The 11,928-nt window shown below is 60.3% G+C and carries 11 protein-coding genes; 6 read left to right on the forward strand and 5 right to left on the reverse strand.

Annotation, left to right across the window (positions count from 1 at the left end; all coding sequences use genetic code 11):
• The first annotated feature begins 405 nt into the window (after window positions 1–405).
• From Q319_RS0119805 to rnhA, 3 genes are all read left to right on the forward strand, one after another.
• Window positions 406–750 (forward strand): hypothetical protein, encoded by a 345-nt coding sequence (locus Q319_RS0119805; protein ID WP_034415988.1) that lies wholly within the window; start codon window positions 406–408, stop codon window positions 748–750.
• Window positions 751–853: 103 nt separating this feature from the next.
• Complete coding sequence (locus tag Q319_RS27445) at window positions 854–1,063, forward strand: hypothetical protein (RefSeq protein WP_156039476.1); 210 nt, start codon at window positions 854–856, stop codon at window positions 1,061–1,063.
• 235 nt (window positions 1,064–1,298) lie between these two features.
• Window positions 1,299–1,784, forward strand: a complete 486-nt coding sequence (gene rnhA / locus Q319_RS0119815; RefSeq protein ID WP_029484165.1) for a ribonuclease HI — start codon at window positions 1,299–1,301, stop codon at window positions 1,782–1,784.
• Here the strand turns inward: rnhA and Q319_RS0119820 are convergent.
• From Q319_RS0119820 to Q319_RS0119835, 4 genes are all read right to left on the reverse strand, one after another.
• Entirely contained in the window at window positions 1,758–3,404 is a 1,647-nt protein-coding gene (locus Q319_RS0119820; RefSeq protein ID WP_029484166.1) for an NADAR family protein, read from the reverse strand. The two genes, rnhA and Q319_RS0119820, sit on opposite strands and share 27 nt — an antisense overlap.
• A 259-nt stretch (window positions 3,405–3,663) precedes the next feature.
• Window positions 3,664–5,904 carry an ATP-binding domain-containing protein gene (locus Q319_RS0119825; protein WP_051655595.1) on the reverse strand — a complete coding sequence of 747 codons (2,241 nt, stop codon included), beginning with the start codon at window positions 5,902–5,904 and terminating at the stop codon, window positions 3,664–3,666.
• Window positions 5,901–6,512 (reverse strand): OmpA/MotB family protein, encoded by a 612-nt coding sequence (locus Q319_RS0119830; RefSeq protein WP_029484168.1) that lies wholly within the window; start codon window positions 6,510–6,512, stop codon window positions 5,901–5,903. The genes Q319_RS0119825 and Q319_RS0119830 overlap by 4 nt, the downstream gene beginning before the upstream one ends.
• A gap of 7 nt (window positions 6,513–6,519) precedes the next feature.
• Window positions 6,520–8,298, reverse strand: coding sequence for a hypothetical protein (locus Q319_RS0119835; RefSeq protein WP_156039477.1), 1,779 nt, complete (start codon window positions 8,296–8,298; stop codon window positions 6,520–6,522).
• 180 nt (window positions 8,299–8,478) lie between these two features.
• Between Q319_RS0119835 and Q319_RS0119845 the strand changes: the two genes are divergently transcribed.
• The 3 genes from Q319_RS0119845 to Q319_RS0119855 all read left to right on the forward strand — a co-directional run bounded on the left by Q319_RS0119845 (window position 8,479) and on the right by Q319_RS0119855 (window position 11,496).
• Window positions 8,479–9,303, forward strand: a complete 825-nt coding sequence (locus Q319_RS0119845; RefSeq protein ID WP_029484171.1) for a vWA domain-containing protein — start codon at window positions 8,479–8,481, stop codon at window positions 9,301–9,303.
• Between the two features lie 74 nt (window positions 9,304–9,377).
• Window positions 9,378–10,493, forward strand: coding sequence for a protein phosphatase 2C domain-containing protein (locus tag Q319_RS26525; protein ID WP_162178682.1), 1,116 nt, complete (start codon window positions 9,378–9,380; stop codon window positions 10,491–10,493).
• The gene (locus tag Q319_RS0119855) at window positions 10,477–11,496 is read left to right on the forward strand and encodes a protein kinase family protein (RefSeq protein WP_029484173.1); all 1,020 of its coding nucleotides are present in this window, start codon (window positions 10,477–10,479) and stop codon (window positions 11,494–11,496) included. Before Q319_RS26525 ends, Q319_RS0119855 begins: the two co-directional genes overlap by 17 nt.
• 261 nt (window positions 11,497–11,757) lie before the next feature.
• Here Q319_RS0119855 and Q319_RS26530 read toward each other — a convergent pair whose 3' ends face one another.
• Window positions 11,758–11,907, reverse strand: coding sequence for a recombinase family protein (locus Q319_RS26530; protein ID WP_245619397.1), 150 nt, complete (start codon window positions 11,905–11,907; stop codon window positions 11,758–11,760).
• Window positions 11,908–11,928: the final 21 nt, after the last annotated feature.

The following is an 11,928-nucleotide window of genomic DNA, read 5'->3' on the forward strand; positions in this document are numbered from 1 at the left end:
ACCACGACCGCACCAGCTCGGTGACCTGGGACGTGCTCGCGCGCCTGCTGATGGGCCTGCACGCCCTGACCCACGAGCCTTACGAGATGGGCGACGTCTTCAGGTTGCAATGAACCGCTTGGAGCGCGGTGCAATGCACAGGGTGGGAATACGGGAAGGCGACGGAAGTGTGTCATGGCTGGGCGACGGGAGCGTGTATCCCCGCAGTGGACGGCACGCTGACCGACAGCGCGTCGGTGATCGGCACGCTTCCTGTGGGTCCGTCATTCTTCGGCACACTTATGGGTGTCCCTCTGCGCAACGGCGTACTGACTGGTGGCTCGCGCCCAGTTCTGGCCTCCATCGTCGGCACACTTCCTGGCCTCTCCCTATGGGCTGGCACGTTGATGTCCTGAGGGGAGCGCCGTGAGCCTGGGACCAGGCACGGTCATGCGGGCGGCGCTGCGAACCCTTCAGCAGGCGGGGGAGCTGCTCGAAAGCCAGGAGGTGGCGCGGCAGGTCTTCGGATACGCCACCATCGCGGACGTGCCGCCCAGTCGGGCGGCCAGCGTGCGCCGGGCACTGCGCACCCTGGTGCGCCGGGGGGAGATCGAAGAGCTGGGCCGGGACTGGGAGGGGGGGCGGCGCAAGTGGGGCACGCACGCGGAAGCAGACAAGAAACGGGCGCGCACCGCCCAGTTCCACGCATTCATGGCCAGGCGTGAGGCAGAGCAACTGGCAAAACAAGCCTCGAAAGTGGAGGTGCGCTGAACAAGACAGCCAGCAAACAGGCCAGGGAGTTCCCTGGCCTGTTTCAGTGTGCCTGCGGAAATCATGAAGGAGCGCCACGCCCAGACCACCGTGCGCGTGCGCTATGACTCCGAGACGCACGAGGTCACGAGGTGCGCATCGTGCTGCCAGACACGCTGTTCAGGAGGGCGACTACACCCTGGAAGTGCTGCGTGGCAAGACCAGCCGGGTTAAGCTGCGCGAGCATGACGCGGAAGCCCTGGAAGGCCAGAGCCAGGCCCAGGAAGAGCGCGAGCTCACCGACTGCGCTACGGCAGCGCGGGCCTCTCCATGAACACCAGTAGAGCGACAGGCTGCCGCGCTGGACCCTCCGCAACTAGGGGAGGGTCGAACTGGAGGCCAGTGTCCCGTAGCGCCGATATCTGGGGCAGCGGCGACACGTGTGACGCCGCTGCCCCACCCTGCATGGTGGTGCTCCACCACGGGTGCACAACACGATGAGGCAGATGTGGGCTGCCCCCGCTGGGGGACGCTTGTCCACGCCCTCGGCTTCCAGGCACACTGGGCGCATGTCCGACGCTCCCACCCGCCCCGCCGTGCGCCTGGTGACCGACGGCGCGTGCTCCGGCAATCCCGGTCCCGGCGGTTGGGCGTGCATCCTGTCCATGGGCGCCCACGTCCGGGAACTCAGTGGGGGTGAGGCACAGACCACCAACAACCGCATGGAACTCACCGCCCTGCTGGAAGGTCTGCAGGCGCTGAAACGTCCCTGCAACGTGCACGTGGTGAGCGACTCCAAATACGTGATAGACGCTTTCGAGAAGGACTGGATTAGCAACTGGCAGCGCAAGAACTGGAAGAACGTCAAGAATCCGGACTTGTGGCAGGCGCTGACCCAGGCCGCGCGCGGACACACCCTGAAGTTCGAGTGGGTGCAGGGTCACGCGGGGCATCCCGAGAACGAGCGGGCGGATCAGCTCGCCGTGACGGCGCGCAACGCGGCGGCCCAACTGCCGCGCGAAGTCCGTTCAGGGCCGCTGGGCGGCCTGTTTTGAGCGGAACGCCTGACCCGCGGGAGTCGTGACCGCCACCCGCACCGTGTCCAGAGGCCCCCGGATGGCATGGGCCCCTACGCACGCCAGCGCACCGGCCGCGCCGTCCGGATGCGCACACTGCAAGAAGCCAGCCGGTGGGCCAGCGTGTGCCCAGGCGCACTGCAGGCAACACCCTCCCGTGCGATGGGCTTGTTCTGTGGCCAGCAGACCCCGCAGGTCACTGAGCAGGTTCAGGCCCGGTTCGCCCTGCAATCCGTCCAGCGGTGGTCCCCACATCTCCGGGGCATCCAGCAGCAGGGGCAGCGTGGCCACCAGCTGCACCCCCCGCTCATCCCGGTAGGCCATCCGCAGCACCTCTCGGGCCACCTGTAGACGCAGCTCACGCCAGCCGGCCCGCACCGGCGCAAGATCAGCCAGCCGCAGCGCCCGCACGGGTGACAGCGTCTCCGTCAACGCCTCACGCGCCGTCTGGTCCAGCGTGCGAGCTGCCAAAAAGGCCGCTGCGGGTGAAGGGTAAACGCGCCCGCCCAGCTTGACCGGCGCCGGCGCCCAGACCTGCAGGAATCTGTACTCGGAAGTGAAGGAGATCAGCCGCTGAGGTCCCTTGAGTTCGGGGGCCGAGTTTGCGCACGAGGGGAGTGAGGTCCACTCAGATGCCGCCGCGGGCAGTGGTTCAGCGTGGCTTGGGGACGTTGCCCCCAGCGTCCCCAAGCCAAGGTCTCCCAGCGCCGCGTGTTCCCGGGCGCGGCGCAACCCTTTCAGACCCAGCGGCTGCGCGGCACCGAGCAGGTCCACGTGCATTTCCCCCCAGCCGGGCCGGATGACGGGCGCCCCCGCGTGCCAGGAGCCGCGGCCTAGAGCGAGATCAGGCTGCTGTGTGCTGCCCTTGGGCACGACCAGCACCGCGACATGGACCTCGCACCCGGCGGCGTGCAGATAGCCGAGCGTGCCCGCCTGCGTGGGCGACATGGTCAGTGGCTGCGTCTCCTGTTCAGGTGTGCGGGCGCGGCGCTTGACCTCGATGACCACAGGCACCTTTCTGGCCAGGGCCAGCACGTCCACATTCGTGAAGGCCCCCTGGTGGGCAGGAGCCATCCGCTCGATGTAGGCGGCCTCAATCAGCGCCGCCCCGAGTTGCTCGGCCGGCACGCCGGCCCAGCGGGAGAGGTCCGGCAAGAGGGGGCCGGCTGGCAGCGTCAGGCTGCCTTCCGGACGCGGCGGGCTGGGCAGCAGGACCGGACTGCCACGGACCACCGCTGTGCGCAGCGAGCGGCTGGTGAATGACAGGACTCCCTCCTGCACTGTCCACTCCACGTACTGGACGCCGTGGAGACCTTGCACGGTGCGCGCCAGCAGTTCCGCATCGGGGGCTGGCAGCTGTCCGGGTGGCATGGGGGCGAACACCAGCCACGTCCAGTCCCTGGGCTGGCGCAGCAGCCGTTCGAGCACGTCCTGGCGATGGGCGCGGCGCCGCAGGGCCCACAGCCCGAAGCTGGCCACATGGTGGCCTTCGGCACGCAGGGCGCGCCCCACCGCGGCCTCGGAGATCAGGGCATCCAGGTGCGCACGGTCCTCGCGCGGCAGGGGCAGGGCCAGTAGGGACCCGAGCGGCAGGGACATCCGCCCATCATGGCGCAGCGCCCGAAGAGCGGGTGACCCCCCAACGGTGGGAGGTGGACAGGAGCGCCGATCTTTCCCAGCACCGCCGTTATCTATAAAATGCTCCACCCTAGTCTTTGATGCAGACAGGTTTCTGGGATCGGCTCAACCTGAGCCGAGTCTCTACTCGAAACCGTCCAAACTTTGGGGCCAACCCAACCGTTTCGGCTGCACATACTTTTGTCCAAGGGGTTCGGTGCACATACGGCAGCTCCATTTCTCAACTGCTCCGTTTTGAACCGCGTGATTGAGGACGACCAGTCCAATCTGTCCACCAAGATCCTTCCGGTGGTGGGGGTTCCAGTTCCCCAAGATCGCGTTTGGAAGGAGGGCGAAACTGAAAGGTGAAGGTTCCTCCTGCATTTAAGACCCGCCGCGTCTCAAGGGTCATCTTGCTCGCTGCACATCCAGCGCCGCTCAAACGTACCCAGCCACGCGAACGCGTCAAGCCGACAAACAGTTGATTACGCAAAAAAATGTCGTCTTCGCGCGCGGCCAATGCATCAAACCCCACCACCTGCACCATATCCGCTTCGTTGCCTTTGGCCCGTCGGGCGTCTGTGACGGTGATTGCTCCCTCCACCCAGAATTGGTCTGGGCAGCGGTCATACCAAGCCAAATCTCGGAGTTCATTGGCCCGCTGCTGACCCGGGACGTAAAAATCGAGTCCGGCGCCCCGCAAATACAGGGCGACCTCATGAATGAGGGCTTTGGTGCGCCGGGTCGCCCCAAGAACGACGACCAACAGCTGACGGCTCGGAAATAGTCCGTCAATCGTTAGATTCTGGTGTAGAGCGCGGGTTAAGGCCTGCAGTTCCTCTTGCCGCGTGGGGTAAATCTCAAAGCTCAAGAGATCATCTTTCCACAGCTGTGCCACCGGGTTGGGCGCATTCTGGGCCGGCCGGTGCAGCGTCACCTGCTGCCCGGAGACGAACGAGCCTTCCACTTCGTACCCCAGGGCTTTCCAGCCAGCACGCTGGGTCAGGCCAGTCAACATGCCGTCCTCTCGGAGGAGGCCCATCCCCAACGCGTGGGCCGCTGTCAAAATGGCATTGGGAGTCCGGTAACAGCGGGTCATAACCTCGCTCTTCTTGGCCCCACCTGGATGAACGCCCTGAACCAAGTGGGAGTGATCGGCCCCAAACAAAGCAGCCGCGGTCGGAACAGTCAGCGAATCCAAACTCTGGGCTTCGTCATAGGCCCAAATCAATCGGCGGCCTCCCGTCTGGGCGTCTGGCCGAACCGTTTGCAGGGCCAACCAAAAAAACGCTTGCTTGTCGCCATACATAAATGCCGCGCCATCTGCCAGCAAGTCTTGGCCTTCGTCAATAAGCACCGCGTCAAATTGTGGAATGACCCCACCAGTCGTCTCAAGGGCAACCAACAGGTCACAGCAGGCCAGCGCCAACGCCTCCATAGGGGAATGCCGTTGGGTAACGTTGACTGCTTGGGGCTTGAGATGGTGGGCTTCTGCCACCATTCGGTAAAACCCAGGCTGGTTTTTTGCTCCCCAGGCGTGCATCACTGTCAACTGCGGAGCTGCGGAGGCCAGGGTGCGTTCTCCACCACTGAAATACTGTAGCCAGTGGTCAACGTGACCACGCACAGCGTCGTACAGAGCTCGGCTCCAGAAGACCAGGGCGATGCGCCACTCGGGATGGCGGAGATGCATCAAGGCGGCCTTCTGGGCCAGCAAGACGGTCTTCCCACTGCCAGCAACGCCGCGGATCCGCTGAGGCCCTGGGGGGATGACTTTGGCGATCAGCTCCTGCTGTAGGTCAAACTCATGCAGATGGGCACGGACGAACTTCAACACATCCGCCCGGCGCTGCACCGCCCGGTGGGGGGGCTGAATCCGGGCAGAGCTTCGTAACGCACCGGGCGTCCCCAAAAAGGCCTTCAGGACACGCCAGTGATCTGCTGACAAGGCAGGCGCCTGAACGAGTGACGGCGCCGTACGAATTCGCTCCAGGAGACCATTGCCCCGGAAATCTTCTGCGAACAAGCAGGGAGGCGTGCTCGCCAACCGGTGGAGGCCGCGCGCTTCCCACTCAGCACGCCGGATATTTGGTAAGGCGACCAGAACGCGGACATTAACGGCCTGGTGAAGAACCGGCTCAAGGCTCAGGCGGTCTAGCAGCGCTTGGGCTTGATGGCGGGCCTGTTCGTAGGGCATGACTGTGGGCCGCTCCCGGTCTGTCAGAAACCACGTGTGTCCCTGGATCCCGGTGATGTCTCGGAGTTGAAAGCTCTTGACCTCTATAATTGTCAGGCCCAAATCGGGATCCGCAATCAACAGATCAGGTTCCCGAACCGCCTTGGCAGTGAACACCGGATAACGCCAATACACCAGGCCCTCCCGAAGACGCCAAACGTTCCGGACAGCCTCCCATACCCGTGCTTCAGCCTCCTGGCCCGGCTGCGCCATCTGCTCCGTGGCCACAAAGTCTGCCAAGGTCACTGCTCCTTTTGAGCATATTCAATCAAAAACTCAACCCGTTCGTTGACTGGATTGTTCAGGTCGTTGCGGAATTGTGGATTCTGTCCTGCACGGCCTGCAATAGCCATTCTGTAGGGGGGCACATGGCCTGCACTTTGAAAAATGCGGGCCACCTGCTCTGCACGTTGAGAGGAGAGTAGCCAGTCATCCCGCTCCCCTGAACGGGTAGGGCGGGTATGACCCTCAATTCGTAGCCGCCGCCAGAGCTCTTGTTTGTTCCGAATCACGCCCGCAAAGCGCAGGAGGGTGGACCGGCCAGTTGGCGTTAACTTGGCAGTGCCCGGTTGAAAAAGGTTGGTTTGGGCGAAGACCCACCTTTGGGCCCCTGGCGGATCATTTTTCTGTTCGTTGACTTGGGGAGCCGCCGTGCCCTGGTATGCCTTGCGAACAGCCTGAACCATTTGAGCCTGAGCATCGCGGTATTTAATGTCATCCCAGCCCACCCGCCCGTACACCGTCACCAAGACCACCAACATCAGCACCACAAGCACCAACGTGAACGCCATATCTGTGAAGGCAATGTAGGGATTGATGTCGCTGTCTGGAGGGATCCGCTTCCTTGTCGTCATTGGTCTGTCAACCGGTCCGTGGCGCGGATTGAACGCTGGAGTGTGTTAACTGTTGGGTGGTTCGTTCCAGTGCCCCCACCAGATCCCGGGTGACAGTCAGAAGCTCTCCTGTCATGGTTTGGAGCTGTGCTTGTGCAGCGTCATGCTGGTGATTGAGCTGATTGGCCAAATTCATCTGCCCATGCAACGTGCCCGTCGAACGTGACGCGAGCTCTCCGTACAAATGCTGCCACCGTTCAGTCGAGCTGCCAATTTCTTTCCCAATTCGCTCCGTCATTTCCTGAAACTGAACGTACAGGGCATCAGTTCTGAGATTGTGCTGTTGGTGAATACCATCAACGGCATTGGCCAACGCAGCAGTGCCCGCCAGGCGCGCAGCTTCATGCTCCCGAAGCAGGATTTCGGTGCGTGCCACAACTGTCTCAAGGGCCGTTTGAAAGGCCTGCCAACGGTCCGTGGGGAGTGCCTGTGGATCAAGGCGCTGGGCCAGAAGGTCGAGCGCGACAAGTCGTTCAGCGATTTGACTTAATTGGTGTTGTGTGTCCCCCAAAGCCACGACGTGTCCCCGCTGCTGGTTGGCAGCATCAAGTTGAAGCTGCTGGAGCGCTTGCGTCAGCGAGCGTTGTGTATCGCCCTGAGCGGTCAGGTGGAGTTGACCTTGGGTGTGCAGGATGTCCCGAACCTCACCGAGTTGCGCGACATTGGCTTGGAGATCCCGATTGAGCGTGTGGGCCAGATCCCGCTGCACATCTGAAAATGCGGTCAGCTGATTGAGCAGCGTTTGAGTCCGCTGCTCATCGGCAAGCAGTTGACGCTTCTGAGCCTCGGTAAAATCATGGCTCTGATGATTTAGGGCCACCAAATTGTGCTCCAGAGCCGTGCTGCTACGAGTGAGATGCGTTTCAAGGGTCTGAACACTAGTGTGAATGACGCTGTTGCTCTGCTCCAATTGCCTGACGGTCTGCTGGAGTTCGAGGCCCGTCTTCTGAATAACCTTGCCGGAGTCGGCAGCCACCAGACTCAGTTGGCGCCCTGCGTCTGCCAGGGTGTCCAGGGTTTGACTGGTGCGGGTCTCGAAACCTTGGAACTGATGTTGTAGCAGCTGGAGCACCTCATCAAGACGTTGTCCCTGCCCTTCCAGATGAACCATCAGCTGCGCGCCATGGTTCCAGACTTTCGGAACCAAGTGATAGGCAATCAAGTTTTCAATCTGTGTCTGCAAAGCGTCACGGCTCAGCAGCGCCGGGGCGACAACGAAGCGGGCCGCGAGAAGCGAGAGCAGCACGCCCCACAAGGTGCAGACGAAAGACAATTTCATTCGCTCCAGGAGCTCCTGCATGCCGCTGTTGAGCGAAGAGGCACTTCCGCCAGATTGGAGTTGGGCCAGACCCTGTCCCAGTTGCGGCGCAAAATCTCCCAGGGTCAAACTCAGTCCGAAAACAGTGCCGAACAAACCTAGCAGCAGGAGTTGATTGGGAAGTTGTCGGAGACTCTGGAAAACCCGTTCATCGCTCAAAGGGAGGTCTGCCGTCACAGCCCGTGGATCATGGGCATGAAGATGACGGAGAGCATGAATCTTATCCCATGCCTCTTGCAACACCTCTTTACTTTGCGTGGTCTGGAGGCGCGCGACGATATCCGATGGATCAGTGATTGAGGGGAGAGCTGTTGCCAAAAGATTTAACTCGGCACTCCGCACACGGTGTTGGGTGCGGAGGCGAGAAGCTTGAACCGCACTGAAGATGCTTAAGCCGAGCAAGAACAGAACAATGACGGCACCTTCCACACTGGAAGGCAAGACGGCAGATAAAATACTAGACAAAGAACCCCCATGGGCCTAGGAAGAGACGGAGAAGCCTAGGCTGCCTTCTATTATGTCTGCTCTTGAGGGGAGGACGGGACGCAAATGTGCTTGATGAGAGACGACTTGTCTTCTAGGATAAGCGCAGCCTTCTGGAGGATCTACATGCCTTACTCGAAAACTGTCAGCCGTACCCATCCCACCGCCATCATCTTCTTGGTTGATCAATCCAGTTCCATGGCCGATAACTACGGTGCAGACCTGCAGCAAACCAAGGCCAAACTGGTGGCTGATACGCTCAATCGCCAACTCATGGAGCTGGTTATTCGCAGTACCAAAGGGGACGGCGTTCGCCACTACTTTGATATCGCGGTGATTGGGTATGGGCGCAGCGTGGGACCAGTGCTAGGAGGCAACCTCGCAGGCCGGGACTTTTTGCCTATCTCTGACATAGCCGATTTTCCATTGCGCGTCGAAGAAGCCACAGAGCAGGACGCCAATGGAGAGGAAGAGACCGTTCGGTATCCCATTTGGATGGAGCCCGTGTCCAACGGATCAACTCCAATGATGCAGGCGTTCAGTTCAGCCATCACGTTGGTGCAGCAACACATCGCGCTGCACCCCGATAGCTTCCCCCCCATCGTCATTAACATCACAGATGGAGAAGCGACGGATGGCGACCCGAGGCCGCTGGCTACGCAACTGCGGGATCTGCAAACCAGCGACGGAAATGTCTTGGTGTACAACGCCCACATCAGTGCCAGTCAGGAGAAGGCAGTCATCCTCCCCGACAGCGCGGTCGGCCTGCCGGACGTGTACGCAGAAGCGCTGTATGCCATGTCCAGTGCACTTCCGCACGTCGGTCTGGTCAGAGCGGCACAACTGGGCCATACCACCACTGATCTTTCCCGTGGGTTTATTTTCAATGCGCCATCGGAACTGCTGGTGCATTTGGTCGATATCGGCACCAGTACGCAAGTTGCTCGTTAATGGCCAAAAAGATTTTTAAGCCCTGGATCATCTCTCGCTTCCTTGGGGGAGAGAGCTTTGCAAGGCGGATACCCATGGAAACGGTCAGTCATTCCATCCATGATCAGTCTCTGGGTTGGGAACTTGACATCACTGTGCGCCGGGCGCCTAAGTCTGGAGCCACCTTAGATGACTGCGAAGATGCCACTTTGCCGCGAAAAACCTGCGTCAAGTCACTCGTGATGAACGAGGTTGCTCTGGCCATTTCTGATGGTGCGACGTCGTATTCTTATGCCAAAGAATGGGCAGAGATTATCAGTGCGCAACTGGCCCATGTCCGTGATGCCAGCGATTTATTGCGCCAGCTACCAGAATGTCAGACGATGTGGGCAGGACGCACACAGCAGCAGCAGACTTCTTGGTACGCCGCAGCAAAACTCAAAGAAGGAGCACATGCCACGTTGGTGACGTTGTGTCTGACACCACGCCCAGAGGGGTTGTTTTACCGCTCAGTGAGTATTGGGGACAGTTGCTTGGTGCATCTGCGGGGGAGCGACACGCTGCATCCCACGCCGTGGCCCGTCTCTACTCCAGAGGAACTGACGAACTTTACCCATCTGTTGCCCAGCCGTGCAGGAACTTCAGGAGAGCTTGTAACGCACTTGGCCTCTATTCAGGGAGAGGTTCAGGCCGGAGACGAATTCCTGCTGATGACAGATGCCCTTGCGGCCTGGTGGCTCGCCCGCTTGCCTGCTGAGGCCATGGCTGAGTTGAGGCAATTCTTTCAAACCAATCTCTCTGCCATTCAAGACGGCAGCAAGAACGCTGCTGTTGTAGAGCAGCCTGGGATAGAGACGTCGATGGAAACGACACCTCTTGAGCCTCAGCACAGTGCGCCTGAGACCGCACCAGTGCCGCCAGAGGAGATTTCCCACGAGGCCCTCCCTCTCGATTCCTGGGGCACAGGTGATTTCGACAGTTCTGATCTGAACTTACAGGATGCGTCTCCCTCCCAACAGCAGGGAAGCTCCGATGAGGTCACCCTGTCCTTCTCTGAAAGCGAAGGTATCGCCCTTGAGTTGGGCCAGACCGACCCCTTTCAGGTATGGGCTGAACAGTTGAAGAGTGAGGGGGAACTACGTGACGATGACGTGAGTTTCATCCATGTGCGGATTGCCCTTGCAGGAGATTTGAATGCTGACAGCAGGTGAGTTCAACAAAGCTATTCAGCGAAAGGGTGCTTTGCACGATAGTTTGGGCGTCCTTCGCAACGGGAAAATTCGGACGAATGCCATGGGTATTCCTCATGCCATCAGTGGCAGTTTCGCGGTGGTGTATCAAACGAGTCTTCACAACGACAAGTGGGCGCTGCGCTGCTTCATGATGCCCGCGGCGGATCAGCAGCTCCGCTACGAGGCTATCCGGGCCCACTTGAAAGCTCACCCTTCTCCTTTTTTTGTAGATTTTCGCTATCACTCTGAAGGATTACACGTCAATGGAACGTGGGAGCCCCTCATGAGTATGGAATGGCGCAACGGGGTCAATCTAGCTGAATATGTTGAGTCGCTGTTGGCCGATCCCCCGGCCCTCCTACAACTCGCTTCAGATTGGATTGCCATGTTTGAGCAAATGCGAGCTGCTGAAATCGCCCATGGAGACATTCACCATGACAACGTCATTGTGTGTGACGGCAAATTGGTGCTCGTAGACTACGACGCAATGTATGTGCCTGCTCTAAAAGGCCTGAAACTGGAGGAGGGCGGCCTCCCTCACTATCAGCATCCAGCACGTCCCAGGGGCGATTTTGGGTCATACATGGATCATTTTCCCAGTTGGATCGTTTTTTATTCTCTGTTGATGCTGAGTATCGCGCCTGGGCTTTGGGCGGATTTTGATGGTGGAGATCAGACCCTGTTGTTCCGCCGCGAGGACTATGAGCAGCCCAAGGCGTCTCGCCTGTTTGAACGCCTGCGCACCAGTCGAAATCCAGTCTTAGAGTTGATTGCGCTAGATGTAGAGTCGTTTCTGAAAGGTGATCCGAAAAAGGTTCGCCCCTTGAGCTTTGACGCCGTGAAGGCAGCGGCTTTGCCTGTGGAGCTTCCGAAACCACACACTTGGTGGGTCGCCCCACAGGAGCGCTCAGATTGGTGGAGGAAGCGCGTTTACACGCAAGAGACCAAAACCCCCTCTTGGCCTCCCAAACGAGAAAGCTGACCTGCCGATGGGCTGTTGAAGGTCCATCTAAGAGTCAGGTGCGCCCGTTACGTGACAGCAGCTTGACCCTGTGGACCGTCGAGGCGCGACTGAATACCAGGAGCCATCCGATGAGAATGGGCAGAGTGTTCACAGGGGTGCGGGTCAACACCATGCTCGTGCGCGCGGCTTACGCGCCTGCTTCATGCTGCGGTCGTCTGCACTTGGGATAAGCCGCTTAACTTCAACGACACCTCATCGAGAGAACTCAAGTGCAAAACTCTATCTGTCCAGCACACGTTTAACCTGCACAGCGCTCCATGGCCCTCCTTGGCGGGTCTTGAAGCCATGGGCTTCGAGTTGAGCGGCCGTGGCCCGAAGACTGAGGCCCTGGCTGCGCAGCGCGCCGGCGTAGGCTGCAACGGTCCGCATGTCCGAGATGGCCCTGGCCTT

This window comes from Deinococcus marmoris DSM 12784, from assembly GCF_000701405.1.
GTDB classification, from domain to species: Bacteria; Deinococcota; Deinococci; order Deinococcales; family Deinococcaceae; genus Deinococcus; species Deinococcus marmoris.

Excerpts from the sequence above, each read along its gene's own strand:
- Q319_RS27445 (WP_156039476.1), top strand. The coding sequence starts at position 854 with ATGACTCCGAGACGCACGAGGTCACGAGGTGCGCATCGTGCTGCCAGA.
- rnhA (WP_029484165.1), top strand. The coding sequence starts at position 1,299 with ATGTCCGACGCTCCCACCCGCCCCGCCGTGCGCCTGGTGACCGACGGC.
- Q319_RS0119820 (WP_029484166.1), bottom strand. The coding sequence starts at position 3,404 with ATGTCCCTGCCGCTCGGGTCCCTACTGGCCCTGCCCCTGCCGCGCGAG.
- Q319_RS0119830 (WP_029484168.1), bottom strand. The coding sequence starts at position 6,512 with ATGACGACAAGGAAGCGGATCCCTCCAGACAGCGACATCAATCCCTAC.
- Q319_RS0119845 (WP_029484171.1), top strand. The coding sequence starts at position 8,479 with ATGCCTTACTCGAAAACTGTCAGCCGTACCCATCCCACCGCCATCATC.
- Q319_RS26525 (WP_162178682.1), top strand. The coding sequence starts at position 9,378 with ATGGAAACGGTCAGTCATTCCATCCATGATCAGTCTCTGGGTTGGGAA.
- Q319_RS0119855 (WP_029484173.1), top strand. The coding sequence starts at position 10,477 with ATGCTGACAGCAGGTGAGTTCAACAAAGCTATTCAGCGAAAGGGTGCT.
- Q319_RS26530 (WP_245619397.1), bottom strand. The coding sequence starts at position 11,907 with ATGCGGACCGTTGCAGCCTACGCCGGCGCGCTGCGCAGCCAGGGCCTC.